Below are 14,049 nucleotides of genomic sequence, written 5' to 3'. Positions count from 1 at the left end.
ATCGAGGTAACTTCATGGCGAATAACGCGAAAAAGCAGTCCTTTCTGGGCGGCGCGGCAATTTTAGCCTCCGCCGTGGCTATTGTGAAGCTCGTGGGCGCGGTTTACCGCATTCCGGTGAACAACCTTCTCAGCGCCGAGGGCAAGACCTACTTCAAGGTGGCTTACGATATTTTCAACGTCCTGATGACCGTGTCCACTGCGGGCCTTCCTCTTGCCATTTCCAAGCTCACCAGCCGCGCCCACGCCACAGGGCGGGAAAATGAAGAACGCAAGCTGTTCCGCACCGCAATCTGGCTGTTTTTGGGAATTGGCCTTGTCGGCTCGCTGCTGATGTTTTTCGGGGCGTCCCAATTGGCCGACCTCCAGCGCCAGCCTATGGCGGCCCACGCCATCCGTGCGCTGGCGCCCACCATCTTGTGCGTCAGCCTTCTTGCCTGTATGCGGGGCTACACGCAGGGGCAGGGCAACATGACGCCCACCGCCGTATCACAGGTCATTGAGGTCACCTTTAAGCTGGGCGTGGGCCTTCCGCTGGCGTGGTATCTCATCCGCGTGGTGCAAAAGGGCGTGGCCTACGGCGCCGCAGGCGCCATATTGGGCGTCACGGTCAGTGAAGTTATCTCTCTGGGCTTTATGTCGCTTTATCTGTTCCGTCATCGGGACAATCAGTCACTTTCTAACGATGTGCCCCCTTCCAGCGGCACGCTGATGAAGCAGGTTCTGCACATCGGCATTCCCATCACGCTGAGCAATTCCGCCATGAGCCTTCTGACCATGCTGGATACCACCATCGTCCTGCGCCGACTGGCCGATATCAAAAGCCAGCTTCCCGCCGCGCCAAGCGTCCTGTTTGGGCAGTACGGCTACGGAACGGACCTCGTGAATCTGCCGCCTTCCTTTGTCTTTCCCGTGACCATGAGCCTGATTCCCTTTGTGGCGGCGGCGCTGGCCCGGCATGAAAACGCCAGAGCCAACCGTGTCGTCTCCTCCGCCCTGCGGCTGATTGCCCTGCTGGCCATCCCTGCTGGCGTTGGGTTAAGCGTGCTGGCGGGGCCGATTCTGCTGCTGCTGTATCCCGCGCAGGTTCAGGACGCCATTGCCTGCGCGCCGCTTTTGCGGGTGCAGGGCGTGGCGTGCATCTTCATCTGCCTGATGAACCTGACCAACGCCATTTTGCAGTCCTACGGCAAGGAGAAAATTCCGATTTACACCATGGTTGCCGGCGGCGTCACCAAAATTGCCATGAACTATGTTCTGGTGGGCACGCCCTCCATCAACATCATGGGCGCCCCCATCTCCACCCTTTGCTGCTATCTGGTCATTGCCGGATTCAACTTGTACTTTGTGTGGAAATACTCGCCGGAAAAGCCCCGGTATCTCCAGATCTTTGCAAAACCGGCCATCGCCTCCGTGGCGATGGGTCTTTCCGCCTGGGCTGCCCACGGACTTCTCAGCCGTCTGCTGGCAGGCCCCGGCTCGGGATATCTGGTCAGTGCCGCAGCTACCTTGGGCGCCATTGCGGTGGCCGTTGTGGTGTACGGCATTCTGGTGCTGGCTTTGCGGATTCTCCGGGCAGAGGATCTGGAATCCATGCCTCATGGCAGAAAGTTGGCAAAAATTTTAAGGTTGAAGTGAAAAAACCTGAACAATCAAGCATTTCCCGTGAATTTATCTTGCAAAGGCAGAAAAGATATGATAGATTTTCAATGTAAGCCCCGATACGGATATGAGGACCTTCTTCGGATTATGGAGCTGCTTCGCTCCCCCGGCGGCTGTCCCTGGGACCGGGAGCAGGATCACGCCTCCCTCCGGCGAAACCTTTTGGAGGAGTGCTGTGAGACTGCGGAGGCCATCGACCGGGGCGACCCGGCGGCCCTGTGCGAGGAGCTGGGCGACGTGCTTTTACAGGTGGTGTTTCACGCCCAGCTCGAGCGCGAGCAGGGCGGCTTCACCATGGACGACGTGACGGACGGCATCTGCAAAAAGTTGATTTACCGCCACCCCCATGTGTTTGGCTCCGAAGAGGTCAAAGACTCCGCCGAGGAGTCGGCTCGCTGGGAGATCATGAAGCGTAAAGAGAAGGGCCAGAGCTCTGCCGCAGACGCGGTGGACGCGGTTGCCAAAACGCTTCCCGCCCTGTGGCGGGCCGAGAAAATTCAGCGCAAGGCTTCCAATGCCGGATTTGACTGGCCGGAAGCCTCCGGCGCGATGGACAAGCTGTCCGAGGAGGTTGCCGAGCTCCGCGAAGCGGTGGAGGACGCCTCCCGCCCTGTGGACGCGCCCCACGGCATCCGCGAAGAGGTGGGCGACGTTTTGTTTGTGGCCGCGCGGATTGCCCAGCGCTACGGGATAGACCCCGAGGAGGCGCTGCACGCCGGGTGCGACAAGTTTGCGCGCCGCTTCCGCTTTGTGGAGGAACACGCCGCCGGAGACCTTGCTTCCCTACCTTTCGAGGAAAAGACGGCCCTGTGGGAACAGGCCAAAAAACACGAATCTTAAAAGCGGACTTCGCTTTGAGATATATTCTGGAAGATGTGAATTTTATAGGAGGAAATACAAATGAACAAAGCTGAGCTTATCAACGCTGTTGCCGCCAAGACGGAGGTTTCCAAGAAAGAAGCCGAGGCTGTTATTGCCGCCACTCTGGACGCAATCACCACCGCCATGAAAGAGGGCGACAAGGTCCAGTTGGTTGGTTTCGGTTCTTTTGAAGTGAAGAGCCGCGCCGAGCGCATCGGCCGCAACCCCAAGACCAAGGAGGAGATCAAGATTCCCGCCTCCAAGATCCCCACCTTTAAGGCCGGCAAGGCGCTGAAGGACACCGTCGCGCAGTAAGCGCGGTAACGTTAAATAAACGCCTCGCGCGGAGGGACGAAAGTCCCCCCGCGCGTTTTCCAATCCAAGGTTTTTAAAAAATTTTTAAAAGGAGCAACTTTATGCGGCTGGACAAATATCTTAAAACCGCGCGGCTGATTAAGCGGCGCACCGTGGCTAACGAAGCCTGTGACAGCGGCCTTGTAATGGCCAACGGCAAGCCCGCCAGAGCCAGCTATGAGGTGAAGGTGGGCGACGTGCTCTCTTTGCGATTCGGCGTGCGGACCTTGACGGTGGAGGTTCTGGCGGTTTCAGAGAATGTCCGTCAGGCGGACGCGGCGGGCCTGTACCGCGAAGTTTCCGGCGGGGCATAATCCGCCGCGCGCTCCCATAGAATGGTGTGACCGCCGGCTTGGACCGGCGCAGACCGGGGAGGGACGTAAGATGAACGACTATGGAAACGCCATGCCGCAGGCCCATCGGGTTGAGCTGAACGGACGGGAGCACCTGATTGTCTCCGGCGTGGAGGATGTGGAGCGGTTTGACGAAACGGGGATTGTCATGTCCACCGCCGCCGGAACGCTGGTGGTAACCGGGGAAGAGCTGCACATCGGTCAGCTCTCGCTGGAGGGCGGAGAGCTGCGGGTGGACGGGAAAATTGATTCCCTGTCCTATGAGGAGCCTTCCGCAAGCCGAGGAGGGCTGCTGCGGCGGCTGCTGGGATGATATGCGGAACTTTGTGGACCAGCAACTGGGGATATTCCTCCAGTCGATTCTGCTGGGGCTGGCCATCGGGGTGGCCCACGATCTGCTTCGCCCCTTCCGTCTTCGTCTGCCAAAGTTCGCTTGGGTGCTGGACGTGGTCTACTGCCTGTGGGCCGCCGCGGCGCTGTTTCTCTTCGCCCTGAACCGAACGCAGGGGCAACTGCGCATTTTTGCGCTGGTGGGCACCCTTGGCGGCACGGTACTGTTTTTCACACTGTTTTCCGCACTTCTGCGTCCGATTTGGGATTTTTGGGCCGATACGCTGGACTTTTTGCTTCATTTGCTGCAAATTCCTTGGATTTGGCTGAAAAATTTCTCCAAAAAAATGGGCCTTCGTCTGAAAAACATCTTTCTTTTTATTAAAAAATGCTATACAATAGAGAAAATTGCGTGTCGACGTTACAAAATCGGTCGGGGAGGAAGCAGCTGTGGCAAAGACAGGCGCGCCAAAAAAAAGCCGCCGGCAGCTCAGGCTGGGCCTGTTCGGAAAGCTGCTGCTGGCGTCGCTCATCGTCGCCCTCGGGTTACAGCTATACCATCTGCGGACGCAGGTGGAGCAGGCGGAAACCCAGAAGATCATGCTGAGCGAGCAGGTTCGCAGCAGCCAGCAGGGCAACGATCATCTGCAAAAGGCCATCGATGGCGGCGGCACGCAGGAGCAGATGGAGCAAATCGCCCGGGATGAGCTGGGACTGGTGGCCCCGGGGGACCGTGTGTTCTACGATGTGAGCAATTGAGCGGCATGGGCGCGGCGCGCCCTGCCGGTCATCTGAATATCTTTCCGCCTTCGGCGGACAAACGAAACCTGAGAAGGGAGAACTAGGACGCAGTATGGGAGTAGAGCCTGAGGTTGGGAGCATTATGGAGGGCAAGGTAACCGCCATTATGAAGTTTGGCGCGTTCGTCGCCCTGGAAGGAGGCCGCTCCGGCCTCGTACATATCTCGGAGATCGCAAACAGCTACGTAAATGATGTCCACGACTATTTGCAGGAGGGACAGAGCGTTAAGGTCCGGGTGCTGACCTCGGAAAACGGAAAGCTCAATCTCTCTATTAAAAAGGCGCTGCCTCAGGAGGAGAGCCGGTCCTTCGCTCCCCGGGGCGTGGGAGGGCCGCGCCCTGCTGTGGGCGGTGGCGGGCCGCGTCCTGCCGGCGGCGGATATGCACCGGCAAACCGCTCGGGTCCTGCTCGGGCGCAGGCGATTCCGCCTTCTGGCGACGTGGACTTTGAGGACAAGCTGAAAAAATTTCTCTCCGCTTCCGAGGGAAAGATGGCTGATTTGAATCGCAGCGTGGACGGAAAGCGCGGCGGCAAGAGAAGAAAGTAACCAAAAAAATCCGCAGCTCCTTTTTGGAGCTGCGGATTTTCTCTTAAACCGTGTTTCATGAAAAGCCATTTTGTACATAAAAAGTGAAAAATCGACCAATTTTCCCCCTTGCGTTTTTGAGCCGTATGGAGTACGATAGTCATGGAAGCTTTCCAATATCCCACCCATTTGGGCCGCTGGCGTATTATTCGCCGGCGGCCCCTTTTTGCCATTTTTAAGCTGGTTGTCTCAGGCGCGGAAGGACTGCCCAGCGCCCCTCATTCCGTCCGCGTCCAATCCTCAAAGGAGCGGATGTAATAGTCCGCCTCTGCTTGCATGGCGTCCTGATTCGGCTCGGACGGGTCATAGACGGCCGCCGTGCAAAACCCTGCGGCCTTAGCCGTGCGCAGGGCGAAGAGAGAATCTTCGAACACCACGGTGTCCTCCTTCCGGCAGCGCAGACGGCGTAGAGCCATCTCATACACCTCCGGATGGTCCTTTTCATGGCCCGCGTCGCCGCAGGTAAGCAGTCCGCGAAAATATTTCCCAAGACCCGAAACCTCCAGCGCCAGATCCGCCAAGGGGTGGTCTGTGGCTGTGGCCACATACATCCACACGCCCTCCATCTTCAAAACGGACAGCAGCCGCTCAATCCCCGCCTTCGGCTTGATCTGAAACCGGTAAAACTCCTCCATTTCGGCGTACAGCATCCGGGAAATTTCCTCCGGCCTGACCTTCAGGCCATACCGCTCCACGCAGTAGGCCGCGCCCTCCTCCATACTCATGGCATGAAGCGTTCGGTCAAGCCCCTCCTCCGGTTCCTTCCCCTGCCGCCGGATAAAGCCGGAGCCAAGCGTTCTCCATGCCCCCATGGAATCCAGCAGGGTTCCGTCCATATCAAAAATCGCGCCTTGCAGCCGCATAGCTTTTATGCTCCCCTTTCATGAAAAGGGCGCCGCCCAAGCGGCGCTCTTTATCTGTCCTTCGTTTCTTCTTCCTCTAAAGCCCCGTGCAGCTTCCCCGCATGGGTCCCCGGCAGGCTTGTAAAAATGCCCACGCCTTCGGATTCCCCCAGGCGCTCCTGCCGGAGCAGCGACCGGCCCGCTCCTTCGCGTGCGGTTCTCAGTTTCCCAGATTTCTGGGGAAGTTGCCGTCCACCTGAATGCCGGACTGAATCACGAAAAACGCGTGAGGGTCCATGGTGTGAACCGCCCGGCGAAGCTCCTCCACTTCGTATTTTGACAGGCACACGTACAGCACGTGCACGTTCTCCCCGGTATAGGCCCCCACTCCCATCCAATAGGTAACGCCCCGACCGAAGGATTCGGTAATATACTTTGCCAGTTCCTTCTCGTTTTGCTTGGTGAAAATCATGGCCTGAATGGAGATGTTCTGCTGGTGCATCCGGTCCAGAATGGTGGCGGAAAAGTAGTTATAAATCACGGAGTAGATGGCGATTTCGGGGCTGAACAGCACGAGACACGCAGTATACAGCACCGCGTTGATCCCCAAGCTGAACCGGCCCACGGTAATATTGGTTCCCCGGGCCGCCAGCGCCAGCCCCACCACGTCCAGCCCGCCGCCGGAGCAGCCGCAGGTCAGCACGATGCCATAGGCTACGCCCGTGATAATGCCACCCAGAAGACAGGATGTCAGCATATCCTCTACAATGGGCGTGGACGCTGCGGGAATGACCGAGTAAAAAACAGAGAACGCCAGCGTACAGATTAACGTCCGCACCACGAATCCGCGCCCCAGCGTCTTCCACGCAAAAAGCAGAATAGGAATGTTAAATAAAAAATAGAGAATTCCCGCAATGTCATACTGCCCGAAGCTCATCCCCATATAGTCTGTCATCAGCGTCCGGAGCAATTGGCTGAACCCCATTACTCCGCCGGTGTACAGGTGCATGGGAACCAGAAATAAATTCATCGCCAGCGCGGCGAGGAATTGTCCGAATACGGCACCAAGAAGACGCAGCGAGCGGTTGTGCAGCGCGGTGTAAATCATAAGGCTCCTCCTTCTATTTCCCCTGTTCCCAAAGGAACCCGCGGGGTTCAAGCACAGCAAAGATTGTCGCAAGCCTATTATACGTAAAGCAGGGCAAAAGCACAAGGGGCAAAGCCGGGAAATTCCTTACAGCGCGTATTGCAGGGGCGCGTAGTAGTCCGCGAGGGATTCTATACGCTTTGCAGACCTCTGGGGCGTTCATCCAGTCCGCTCGTATACAGCCTTGCGGGCGTCACCGGAAAACCTATAACCCGTATTCCTTAATTTTGTACTGCAATGCCCGCTCGCTGATTTCCAGCGTCCGGGCAGTTTCCCGCCGGCTGTTTTTGTTTGTCTTGAGATAAAAGGCCAACACCTGCCGTTCAATTTCCTTCATCGTCTTACAGGGGTAAATGCGGATATAATCCTCCTGCCCAAGCTCTGTGGCAGGATATTGATATTTTAAATTGAGCGCCTCCGGTCCGATTTCAGTTCCGCTGCACAGCAATACCGCCCGCTGGACGATATTTTCACATTCCCGCACATTTCCGGGAAAATGATACCGATTCAGCAGAGCCATGGCTTCCGGGCGAATACCAAACACCTGTTTCCCATAGGCCGCAGCATATTTTCTGATAAAAAACGGAATCAACTCGGATAGATCCTCTTTTCGCTCCCGCAGAGGCGGCACAGCGATATTGATGACATTGATTCGATAGTACAGATCGCTGCGGAAGCGTCTGGACTCGATTTCCTGATCCAGGTCCCGGTTGGTGGCGCAGATGACCCGCACGTTGACCCGCAGGTTGTCGCCGCCGATTTGCCGCACCTCCCCCTCCTGCAAAAACCGCAGCAGCTTGGATTGCAGCCGGGGTTCCATCTCGCTGATTTCATCAAGAAAGAGCGTGCCACCGTCGGCCTTGGAGATAATTCCCGGCTCATCTTTAACCGCCCCGGTAAACGCGCCCTTTTTATAGCCGAACAATTCGCTTTCAAGAAGTGATTCCGGCAGAGCGGCGCAATTAATGGCAATAAACGGTTTTTCTTTTCTGTTGCTTGAAAAGTGCAGCTTGTTGGCGATCAGTTCCTTTCCCGTTCCGCTCTCCCCTGTAATCAGCACGCTGGCTTTGGTATCTTTCACCCGGTCAATGAGATGATAAATGGCCTGCATCTGCGGAGAGATTCCGATGAGACTGTTGCGAATCACATCCTTCAGACCCAAAATAGTCTCCTGAAGAGAAAGCTGGCTCGCCGCTTTTTCCAGCAAAAGCATCAGTTGATTGATTTGAATCGGCTTGGTGACAAAATAAAATGCACCGGCACGGATGGCTTCGATTGAGCTTTCAATGGAAGAGTATGCCGTCATGATGATAATTGCCGCATCCGGGTTGATTTGCAGCATACTCCGCATGAGCGTGATGCCGTTTTCCTTCCCCAGCCGCAGGTCCAGAAGGACCAGAGAGATGTGCTCTCCCGCCAGAAGACGCAGCGCCTCCGCTCCTGTTTGTGCAGTATAAACCTGATAGTCCTGTTTCAGTGCAAAAGAAAGGGATTTTAAGATGGGCAGTTCATCATCTACCACCAATATTTTAATCATTTGTGACAGTTCCTTTCCGCCGCGCGATCCGGCAAAAGTGCTATGGTGCGGCTTACCGCAATTGCGAGAGGTGCTTTAATTGGCCCTTGCATTACGGTGTTGCAGATGTTTGCCGCAAGACGGACAGCCGAATCATCATCCCGTCGGCTTGATTGCATACGGACACGCATCCGCCGTTTTCTTCCGCCATCTGGCGGACAATAAAAAGGCCCAGCCCGTTTCCGCTCTGCTTGGTGGTATAAAACGGGTCAAAAAGGTAGGGAAGTTTTTCTTCGTCGGCGCCGCCGCCATTGTCAAAAAACTCAATGCCCACCATATCGCCATCGGCGGCAGCGTGAATTATAATCCGCGGGTCGCAAGCTCCTTCCAGCGCATCAATGCTGTTAATCAAAATATTCAGTAGAATTTGCCGCAAGTGATTTCGATCAAATAAAATAAACAAATCCGGTGGAACAGTCATATCCACTTGTATCTCCCGCATCTGGACATGAAGAAATGTAAGCACCTGTCCCAGAGCGGTTTTGAGAGAAATGGCTTCCTGAAACGGCGTGCGGGGAACCGTATACTCAATAAATTCTTTAATGAGTGCGTCAATCCGCTCAATTTCCGGCGGGATATCTTCCGCCACCGCCATCATAAATTCCCGGTCGCTGATTTTCCCGGGAATTTGTTCGGCATAAAACCGGATAGAGGTAAGCGGATTGCGAATTTCATGGGCAATGGAAGAGATAATCCGATCCATAAACTGGAGCTTATCATACTCCCGAAGCTTGTCCATGGCAGCTTTTTCCTTTGCCGTCTCCTCTGCGATAATCGCTTTCAGGCGCCAATTAATCCGGTGATAGATGTAAATAATGCTCATAATCAGGAGAATTGCCCCCGCCGCAACCGCCACGACAAGTCCAATGTTTTGCGTGGGGCTGGAAACGGGTACGCCAAACCACTTGCGGTAGATCTGATCGTAAATGCCGCTCTCCTGTACCGCCTCGATACCTTTATTCAGGCGGGCCAAAAGCTCCGTACTGTCCACAGCGACAGCAATGGCGTAGTTTTGCTGGTTAAACGCCTTGCCAACAACCGTCACCTCGTCGGAAATGTTGTTTCGTGTGCTAAAATAGCTGATTACCAGCGTGTTCCCAATCATCGCGTCTACTTCTCCGCGATGCAGGGAAAGCAGCGCCTTCTCCGGGTTTTGATAGGAAATAGCAGAGACGTTTTCCAAGGTATCTAAAAAAGCGTTGCGTGTATCGCCGTAATCAACCCCTACCCGCTTTCCTGCCAAATCGCTGAAGGTCTTGATTCCTTTGGTGTCTGAACGAATATAGATAGAGTCGGTATTCTGGACCGATGTAGTCGAAAACGCAAAGCGCAGCTTTCGGGCTTCAGATACCTTCATTCCCTGAATAATATCGGCCTGTCCGGCTTCGATGGAGGCATATGCCTCTTCCCACGGCATGGGGAGAAACTCAAACTCCAAGTCAGTAAATAAACCGATGGCTTTCATTAAATCGACATTAAAGCCCTTAAAGATTCCGTCGGAGTCTACAAATTCATAGGGAGGAAAGTTTTCGTCTCCCGCAACCCGCAGTGTTTCGGCGGCGGTGGGCAGCGTGAGCACTGACAAAATCAACAAGCTCACCAGAATGCCAAGCAATCGTTTTATTTCGCTCACCCCTCGTTTTGATGTGTCATGAAGGCGTCGGCTCTTTGAAATTAAATCCGCGGGTGTCACAGACCGTCGTCTTTACTTAAAATTTTTACAACATTATAACACATGCTGTGGAAAGGCCACAACAGAGGGTATGTGCAAATTTTGCGGTGCAAATTTTGCACATACCTTTTTCCGCCCTCTGTTTTTGTGCAAAAATAGGGGGATTTTGGGGGGAACTTTTTTGGCACGAAACTTGCTCATAGTATTTTAGAGCAAGAAATTCAGCTTCGGATGAAAGGAGTAAGTTGGACAGCCTCGGGAGCAGCCACAAGAAAATTTGCGTGTTAAATTTAGGAGGTATGCCTTTATGTCTTTTGAAAACGTAGACCAAGTCTTGAACATCAACACAGATATGATTACAACCCTGGCCCTGGCCGCAGTCTTGCTACTGGTCGGATACTACGTAACGAACAAATTGAGCTTCTTAAAAAGATACTGCATTCCAGCCCCGGTTGTGGGCGGCTTCATCTTTATGCTGATCACATGGATTGGCCACTTCAGCGGAGCTTACTCGTTTACCTTTGACACAACATTTCAGGCTCCCTTTATGCTGGCGTTTTTTACCACGGTGGGATTGGGTGCCAGTGTACAGCTTTTGAAAAAAGGCGGCGTTTTGCTGGTGATCTACTGGCTGATCGCCGGAGTTGTTTCCGTGATTCAAAACACCATCGGGATCGTGGTCTCCTCCCTCACGGGACTTGCCCCCGCATACGGACTTCTCTCCAGCGCCATTTCAATGATCGGCGGACACGGCGCGGCGGCGGCCTATGGAAAGAGCTTTGCCGAAATCGGATATGCACAAGGTACATTGGTGGGCGCAGCGGCGGCGACATTCGGTCTTATTTCCGCCGTGCTTGTCGGCGGCCCTCTTGGACGCCGTCTGATTGAGAAATACAACCTGAAGCCGGACGAGAGCGAGAATTTTGATACCAGTGTTACTGAAATCAATGTTTCCACAGGAAAAACGCTGAGTGGGTTGGACATTATAAAAAATGTCACGGCAATCTTGTTTTGCATGGCGTTCGGCACAATGGTCGCCAAATGGATCAGCATTTTAATCAATTTGGTCTCTCCCAATCCTCTGAGCCTTCCGGACTATGTTGGGGCTATGTTTATGGCCATCATTGTGCGAAATTTAAATGAAAAGATTAAACTCTATGAATTTGACTATCCTATGGTAGAAAAAATCGGCGATGTCATGCTGGCCTTGTATCTGTCTATGGCGTTGATGACACTTAAAATGTGGGAACTTGCCGGATTGGCCCGCCCCATGCTGATTGTCCTCCTCTGCCAGGTGGTTGCTCTGGCGCTGTTTGCCTATTTTGTGGTGTTTCGCATTCTGGGAAAGAACTATGACGCGGCGGTCATGTGCGCCGGACTGATGGGACACGGTCTGGGCGCGACCCCATCGGCAATTGTCAATATGACCGCCGTCAACGAGCGGTATGGTCTTTCCCGCAGGGCAATGATGATTGTGCCGATTGTGGGCGCATTTCTGGTGGATATTATTTATCAGCCGGTAACCATTTGGTTTATCGCAACCTTTGTCAAACCGGCATAAGATACTGATTCTTTCACCCAGCCGTACTTAAACGATAAAAATCCCCCCGAAATCCGCAGGAACAGCGAGTTTCGGGGGGATTATTTCTTTCAAGCTTCTCATGAGCCTTTTCCTAAAGGTGTTTGTCCCTTCCCTGCGGTCCTCGCTCGGCTGGCATCCCGCAGTCAACTCAGCCAAAAGCACAAAGGGCAAAGCCGGGAAATGCCTTACAGCGCGTATTGCAGGGCACGGCGCAGACGCTCCTTTGCCCGGTGCAGCGTCCGGGACACGGTGGAGGGGTCCACACCCGCCTCCTCCGCAATTTCCCGCATGGTCAGCCCGTCGTCAAAGTACCTCTCCAAAAACTGGCGCTGGCGGGGCGTCAGCTCCCGCTGGCGGGCCAAATGAAGCTGGCGGCGCAGACGGGCCAGACGATCTCCGTTGTCCTCGGCGTTTTCCCGCAGCCACACTGTCATGTCTCCCATCCACTCACTGGAGCGGGTGGAAAAAGCATTAGAAGCAGTACTTTTCATCCTTGTGATACCCCCTTTCGTAATAATGGGCAGTCACCACTGCCAGCTCCCGCGCCTCCCGCAGCAGCGGTTCCAGCTCCGCAATGCGCCGGGTCAGACGAAAAATTTCCTCCGGGTCAGCTTGCCCCTGCCGCTTCTGTTTCAATTCCCAAATGCGCAGGCGCAGGGCCTCGGCACCGTCCCGGTATGTAACGGACATCTCAATCAGTGTCATCAGGCATTCACCTCTTCTCCCAGCACCCGGCGAAAAGGCTCCAGCTCTCCCCGGGCATATTCCGGAAGGCAGGCGGCGCAAACCAGCTCTCCATTGATCTGCCAATAGGACTCTCCCGGGCATAGTTCTCCGCCGCACGGCCCGCAGCGGGGACCTTCCCGTCCTCTGTATGGTATTTTTCTCATATAAATCACCCTCCCATCAAAAACAAGGTTGACAAACCTCTCACTGTCTGCTAGAATAACTTTTGCTGTTGGATGCGCTGGTGTAGCTCAGCTGGTAGAGCAGCTGATTTGTAATCAGCAGGTCGGGGGTTCGAATCCGTCCACCAGCTCCAAATGAATATGGGGGAATTCCAGAGCGGTCAAATGGGGCAGACTGTAAATCTGTTGTCTACGACTTCGATGGTTCGAATCCATCTTCCCCCACCAAAATGTGAAACCCTTGCGGCTCTAAGAAAAGAGTGCCGCAAGGGTTTTTACTATTTATAAGTTTATAGCATTTTTAAATACCTTTATTTTCTCTTAAACGTCGTCAGATTACCGTCAAAATTGCCGTCAATTTAGGTGTCAAACACCCCCGTATAAATGACATATTTTTTTATCTTTATACTGAATTACGATCACAAAAATAAAAACGACCCCCAAGAATCATCACTTGAGGGTCGTTTTATAAATTTTTTTGTAATTCTTCGACAGTTTTCCACATTTTTTACTGTTTCTTTGACGTACTATAAGTAACAGTAAAATTTTAGAAAGGAAAACTACTATGGAAAACTTATCTGCTGAATACCTGCTCCTGTTCAACGCCGTATCAGAGACGGTAAATAAACTGGAGGAGATGAAGCAAGCATTGCTCAATGTTCAAATATGCGCTGAAGACTTATACATAAGCAAAGACGATCAGAATGCCTCTTGAACAAACCTTTCCAGTGAATCCAGTTTGTCCACTGCATTTCTTTTAGAGGACATATCCTCTTGCTTATCAGGAAAAGCATCTAACGCATCTCGAATTAAATTGATTTTCTCAAAAATCAATCCAGATATTCTTGTGTTTAGATCGTACCAATTAAACAACGCAATCAATCCAATCTGTCAGCCAATACCCATAGGTAAGAGACCACAGTCTCTTTTGATACTTCCCTTCGTATATTCTGTAAATCCACTCGCGTTCTTCCGCCTGGGGGCTTACAATGCTATCCTCTGTAATTTCAGGAAGTTGACTAGCAGCCGCCGACACCGCCATTAGATTTAAGCAACATAGCGCCGCAAGAATAAATAGCAACGGCTTTTTCTTGTTTCTCATTTTAATGCCTCCAAAATTTTTATTTATATATTGGCAAATCTGAATAGGGAGGGTCGTTTATGCCCTCTCTGCTCAGCGTGTCACGGGGTTCCCCATTGATGTATAAGAGGAAATTACCATCCGCTTTTTCCTCCAGATATGAGTGTTCGGGCATGATACTAACATCTGTTACTTTTGGAGAATCGTCTTCTGGCGGCCTGTACAAAGTCTGAAAAACAAATGTATAAGAAAGCATGGTAAGCAAAACCAGAGATGCAATCGTAAGCGACTTTAC

The 14,049-nt window shown here is 53.3% G+C and carries 18 protein-coding genes, 2 tRNA genes and 1 pseudogene; 12 read left to right on the top strand and 9 right to left on the bottom strand.

Going from position 1 to position 14,049, the window contains the following annotated elements; genetic code table 11:
- Positions 1-14 precede the first annotated feature (14 nt).
- The 8 genes and pseudogenes from RTK01_RS00505 (at position 15) to RTK01_RS00475 (ending at position 4,907) form a co-directional block, all read left to right on the top strand.
- Positions 15-1,637, top strand: a complete 1,623-nt coding sequence (locus RTK01_RS00505; RefSeq protein WP_312279084.1) for a polysaccharide biosynthesis protein — start codon at positions 15-17, stop codon at positions 1,635-1,637.
- Positions 1,638-1,694: 57 nt separating this feature from the next.
- Entirely contained in the window at positions 1,695-2,501 is an 807-nt protein-coding gene (gene mazG, locus RTK01_RS00500) for a nucleoside triphosphate pyrophosphohydrolase (RefSeq protein WP_312279083.1), read from the top strand.
- A gap of 60 nt (positions 2,502-2,561) precedes the next feature.
- Complete coding sequence (locus tag RTK01_RS00495) at positions 2,562-2,837, top strand: HU family DNA-binding protein (RefSeq protein WP_293009082.1); 276 nt, start codon at positions 2,562-2,564, stop codon at positions 2,835-2,837.
- 101 nt (positions 2,838-2,938) lie between these two features.
- The gene (locus RTK01_RS00490) at positions 2,939-3,190 is read left to right on the top strand and encodes an RNA-binding S4 domain-containing protein (protein ID WP_312279082.1); all 252 of its coding nucleotides are present in this window, start codon (positions 2,939-2,941) and stop codon (positions 3,188-3,190) included.
- 70 nt (positions 3,191-3,260) lie between these two features.
- Positions 3,261-3,542: a YabP/YqfC family sporulation protein gene (locus RTK01_RS00485; protein ID WP_293009085.1), complete on the top strand. Its 282-nt coding sequence runs from the start codon at positions 3,261-3,263 to the stop codon at positions 3,540-3,542.
- A pseudogene (yabQ, locus tag RTK01_RS16780) lies at positions 3,490-3,795 on the top strand (spore cortex biosynthesis protein YabQ); the annotation flags it as partial. The gene RTK01_RS00485 and the pseudogene yabQ, both read left to right, overlap by 53 nt.
- A 214-nt stretch (positions 3,796-4,009) precedes the next feature.
- Complete coding sequence (locus tag RTK01_RS00480) at positions 4,010-4,318, top strand: hypothetical protein (RefSeq protein ID WP_312279081.1); 309 nt, start codon at positions 4,010-4,012, stop codon at positions 4,316-4,318.
- Between the two features lie 94 nt (positions 4,319-4,412).
- Complete coding sequence (locus tag RTK01_RS00475; protein ID WP_312279080.1) at positions 4,413-4,907, top strand: S1 RNA-binding domain-containing protein; 495 nt, start codon at positions 4,413-4,415, stop codon at positions 4,905-4,907.
- A 257-nt stretch (positions 4,908-5,164) separates the two neighbouring features.
- On the opposite strand, the gene RTK01_RS00470 is transcribed toward RTK01_RS00475, so the two are convergent.
- The 4 genes from RTK01_RS00470 to RTK01_RS00455 all read right to left on the bottom strand — a co-directional run bounded on the left by RTK01_RS00470 (position 5,165) and on the right by RTK01_RS00455 (position 10,144).
- Positions 5,165-5,809 (bottom strand): HAD family phosphatase, encoded by a 645-nt coding sequence (locus tag RTK01_RS00470; RefSeq protein ID WP_312279079.1) that lies wholly within the window; start codon positions 5,807-5,809, stop codon positions 5,165-5,167.
- Positions 5,810-6,008: 199 nt separating this feature from the next.
- Positions 6,009-6,896, bottom strand: a complete 888-nt coding sequence (locus tag RTK01_RS00465; RefSeq protein ID WP_312279078.1) for a YitT family protein — start codon at positions 6,894-6,896, stop codon at positions 6,009-6,011.
- A 244-nt stretch (positions 6,897-7,140) separates the two neighbouring features.
- Positions 7,141-8,472 carry a sigma-54 dependent transcriptional regulator gene (locus RTK01_RS00460; RefSeq protein ID WP_312279077.1) on the bottom strand — a complete coding sequence of 444 codons (1,332 nt, stop codon included), beginning with the start codon at positions 8,470-8,472 and terminating at the stop codon, positions 7,141-7,143.
- A gap of 91 nt (positions 8,473-8,563) precedes the next feature.
- Entirely contained in the window at positions 8,564-10,144 is a 1,581-nt protein-coding gene (locus tag RTK01_RS00455) for a transporter substrate-binding domain-containing protein (RefSeq protein WP_312279076.1), read from the bottom strand.
- Positions 10,145-10,490: 346 nt separating this feature from the next.
- Between RTK01_RS00455 and gltS the strand changes: the two genes are divergently transcribed.
- A complete protein-coding gene (gene gltS / locus RTK01_RS00450) occupies positions 10,491-11,744 on the top strand; it encodes a sodium/glutamate symporter (protein ID WP_312279075.1) in 1,254 nt (417 codons plus the stop codon).
- A 206-nt stretch (positions 11,745-11,950) separates the two neighbouring features.
- On the opposite strand, the gene RTK01_RS00445 is transcribed toward gltS, so the two are convergent.
- Genes RTK01_RS00445 through RTK01_RS00435 form a run of 3 tightly spaced genes read right to left on the bottom strand, consistent with a single transcriptional unit; the run spans position 11,951 to position 12,655 of the window.
- Positions 11,951-12,256 carry a sigma-70 family RNA polymerase sigma factor gene (locus tag RTK01_RS00445; protein WP_312279074.1) on the bottom strand — a complete coding sequence of 102 codons (306 nt, stop codon included), beginning with the start codon at positions 12,254-12,256 and terminating at the stop codon, positions 11,951-11,953.
- Positions 12,237-12,470: a hypothetical protein gene (locus RTK01_RS00440; protein WP_312279073.1), complete on the bottom strand. Its 234-nt coding sequence runs from the start codon at positions 12,468-12,470 to the stop codon at positions 12,237-12,239. The genes RTK01_RS00445 and RTK01_RS00440 overlap by 20 nt, the downstream gene beginning before the upstream one ends.
- Positions 12,470-12,655, bottom strand: a complete 186-nt coding sequence (locus tag RTK01_RS00435) for a hypothetical protein (RefSeq protein ID WP_312279072.1) — start codon at positions 12,653-12,655, stop codon at positions 12,470-12,472. Before RTK01_RS00435 ends, RTK01_RS00440 begins: the two co-directional genes overlap by 1 nt.
- A 76-nt stretch (positions 12,656-12,731) precedes the next feature.
- On the opposite strand from RTK01_RS00435, the gene RTK01_RS00430 reads away from it, so the two are divergent.
- From RTK01_RS00430 to RTK01_RS00420, 3 genes are all read left to right on the top strand, one after another.
- Positions 12,732-12,807, top strand: a tRNA-Thr gene (locus RTK01_RS00430).
- A gap of 9 nt (positions 12,808-12,816) precedes the next feature.
- Positions 12,817-12,901 (top strand) — tRNA-Tyr (locus RTK01_RS00425).
- A 337-nt stretch (positions 12,902-13,238) separates the two neighbouring features.
- Positions 13,239-13,388 carry a hypothetical protein gene (locus RTK01_RS00420; protein ID WP_312279071.1) on the top strand — a complete coding sequence of 50 codons (150 nt, stop codon included), beginning with the start codon at positions 13,239-13,241 and terminating at the stop codon, positions 13,386-13,388.
- A gap of 150 nt (positions 13,389-13,538) precedes the next feature.
- Here RTK01_RS00420 and RTK01_RS00415 read toward each other — a convergent pair whose 3' ends face one another.
- Positions 13,539-13,775 (bottom strand): hypothetical protein, encoded by a 237-nt coding sequence (locus RTK01_RS00415; protein WP_312279070.1) that lies wholly within the window; start codon positions 13,773-13,775, stop codon positions 13,539-13,541.
- Positions 13,776-13,794: 19 nt separating this feature from the next.
- Positions 13,795-14,049: hypothetical protein (locus RTK01_RS00410; RefSeq protein ID WP_312279069.1), on the bottom strand; the 255-nt coding region annotated here is incomplete at its 5' end.

The sequence above is a fragment of the Oscillibacter sp. genome (assembly GCF_031978065.1).
GTDB lineage: Bacteria > Bacillota > Clostridia > Oscillospirales > Oscillospiraceae > Oscillibacter.
Note: the sequence above shows the minus strand (reverse complement) of the source record. Positions and strands in the feature narration are given on the sequence as shown.

Excerpts from the sequence above, each read along its gene's own strand:
- RTK01_RS00435 (WP_312279072.1), bottom strand. The coding sequence starts at position 12,655 with ATGAGAAAAATACCATACAGAGGACGGGAAGGTCCCCGCTGCGGGCCG.
- RTK01_RS00420 (WP_312279071.1), top strand. The coding sequence starts at position 13,239 with ATGGAAAACTTATCTGCTGAATACCTGCTCCTGTTCAACGCCGTATCA.
- RTK01_RS00470 (WP_312279079.1), bottom strand. The coding sequence starts at position 5,809 with ATGCGGCTGCAAGGCGCGATTTTTGATATGGACGGAACCCTGCTGGAT.
- RTK01_RS00485 (WP_293009085.1), top strand. The coding sequence starts at position 3,261 with ATGAACGACTATGGAAACGCCATGCCGCAGGCCCATCGGGTTGAGCTG.
- RTK01_RS00445 (WP_312279074.1), bottom strand. The coding sequence starts at position 12,256 with ATGAAAAGTACTGCTTCTAATGCTTTTTCCACCCGCTCCAGTGAGTGG.
- mazG (WP_312279083.1), top strand. The coding sequence starts at position 1,695 with ATGATAGATTTTCAATGTAAGCCCCGATACGGATATGAGGACCTTCTT.
- RTK01_RS00460 (WP_312279077.1), bottom strand. The coding sequence starts at position 8,472 with ATGATTAAAATATTGGTGGTAGATGATGAACTGCCCATCTTAAAATCC.
- RTK01_RS00475 (WP_312279080.1), top strand. The coding sequence starts at position 4,413 with ATGGGAGTAGAGCCTGAGGTTGGGAGCATTATGGAGGGCAAGGTAACC.
- RTK01_RS00505 (WP_312279084.1), top strand. The coding sequence starts at position 15 with ATGGCGAATAACGCGAAAAAGCAGTCCTTTCTGGGCGGCGCGGCAATT.
- RTK01_RS00490 (WP_312279082.1), top strand. The coding sequence starts at position 2,939 with ATGCGGCTGGACAAATATCTTAAAACCGCGCGGCTGATTAAGCGGCGC.
- gltS (WP_312279075.1), top strand. The coding sequence starts at position 10,491 with ATGTCTTTTGAAAACGTAGACCAAGTCTTGAACATCAACACAGATATG.
- RTK01_RS00495 (WP_293009082.1), top strand. The coding sequence starts at position 2,562 with ATGAACAAAGCTGAGCTTATCAACGCTGTTGCCGCCAAGACGGAGGTT.
- RTK01_RS00440 (WP_312279073.1), bottom strand. The coding sequence starts at position 12,470 with ATGACACTGATTGAGATGTCCGTTACATACCGGGACGGTGCCGAGGCC.
- RTK01_RS00415 (WP_312279070.1), bottom strand. The coding sequence starts at position 13,775 with ATGAGAAACAAGAAAAAGCCGTTGCTATTTATTCTTGCGGCGCTATGT.
- RTK01_RS00465 (WP_312279078.1), bottom strand. The coding sequence starts at position 6,896 with ATGATTTACACCGCGCTGCACAACCGCTCGCTGCGTCTTCTTGGTGCC.